Source organism: Nocardia sp. NPDC059228, from assembly GCF_042754245.1.
GTDB lineage: Bacteria > Actinomycetota > Actinomycetes > Mycobacteriales > Mycobacteriaceae > Nocardia.
Genome location: NZ_JBHZAL010000122.1, coordinates 1 through 1,289, shown reverse-complemented (window position 1 = coordinate 1,289; position 1,289 = coordinate 1). Strand labels below are relative to the sequence as shown.

Below are 1,289 nucleotides of genomic sequence, written 5' to 3'. Positions count from 1 at the left end.
GCCAGGCGTCGACCCGTGCGGCGCCGACCAGTCGCACACCCAGCGGCTCGACCAGCTCCACGCCCCGCAGCCTGCGCTCCTCTATGGAGACGGACCGTGAGGTGAACAGACCGCGTCTGACGCGCAGAGTGCCGCCGGGCTCGCGCTCCAGCCGGTAGTTCCACCACATCTCGACCCAGAGGCCGAGGGAGCCGACTATGCCCGCGAGGAGCGCCGCGACCACGAGCACCACGACCATCGTGAGGATCGAGGTGTCACGGAACCGGTCGCCGATCCAGCCGATCACCTCGTGCTGGACCCCGAACCACTCGCTGACCTGCATCACACCGCCCGCCGCCGCTCCGCCCAGCAGGGGCGCGACGAAGGAGACGGGCGCGTACCGGATCCAGCGGGGGTCGAGGACGGCCAGCATGCCGTCCCGGTGCGCTCCGGCGGTGTCGGAGGGGGTGCGGCCCAGCAGTTCCGTACGGAGGCGCTCGCCCTCCGCGCGGGTGACCGGGTCGAGTTCCAGGGTGGATTCGCCGCCGGTGTGCTCGCCCGTGCCGATCCGGACCTTCACCAGGCCGAGGATCCGCAGCAGCAGGTTGGCCGTCAGATCGACGCTCCTGATCCGTTCGCGGCCCAGTGAGCGGCGTTTGACCAGGAGCAGGCCGGTGTGGAGTTCGGCCCGGTCGGGGCCGATGCGGTAGCGGGTCCGGCGCCAGCGGACGTAGTCGCCGCCGATGCCGCAGACGATCAGCAGCAGGGCCGCCGGCAGCACCCAGGCGAGCGCGCGTCCCGCCCCCATGCCCCCGGACAGGGCGACGGCGGTGGGTACTCCGGCGCCCGTCGCGACGCCGGTCATGACGGCGGCGGTGACCAGCAGGGTGCGCCGGTCGAGCTTGCGCCACTCCTCCCCGGGGGCGGGGACGGCGGCCGTGCTCACGTGGCGTCCCCGGGCGTCGCCTGCGTGATGTGTGTCAGCCGCTCGGCCAGCTCGGCGGCCAGCTCATGGCCGAGCCCCTCTATCCGTACGGCTCCTTTGGAGGAGGCGGTGGTGACGATGACGGTGGAGAGCTTGAACAGCTGCTCCAGCGGCCCCCGTACGGTGTCGACGGTCTGGATCCGGGACATGGGGGCGATGCGCCACTCCTGCCAGAAGTAGCCGGTGCGGACGTAGACCGCTTCGTCCGTCACCTCCCAGCGGTGCACCCGGAACCACCAGACCGGCATGACCACCGCGCAGGCCAGGCCGAGCGCCGCCAGGGCGGCGGCGGGCACCAGCAGCCAGACGCGGGCCGGGGCTATGA

General features: G+C 72.5%; 2 protein-coding genes. Both read right to left on the bottom strand.

Going from position 1 to position 1,289, the window contains the following annotated elements; all coding sequences use genetic code 11:
- The coding region (locus tag ACFXKA_RS42875; protein WP_379431888.1) for a PH domain-containing protein at window positions 1-925 on the bottom strand (925 nt) is incomplete at its 3' end.
- The coding region (locus ACFXKA_RS42870) for a PH domain-containing protein (RefSeq protein ID WP_379431887.1) at window positions 922-1,289 on the bottom strand (368 nt) is incomplete at its 5' end. The genes ACFXKA_RS42875 and ACFXKA_RS42870, both read right to left, overlap by 4 nt.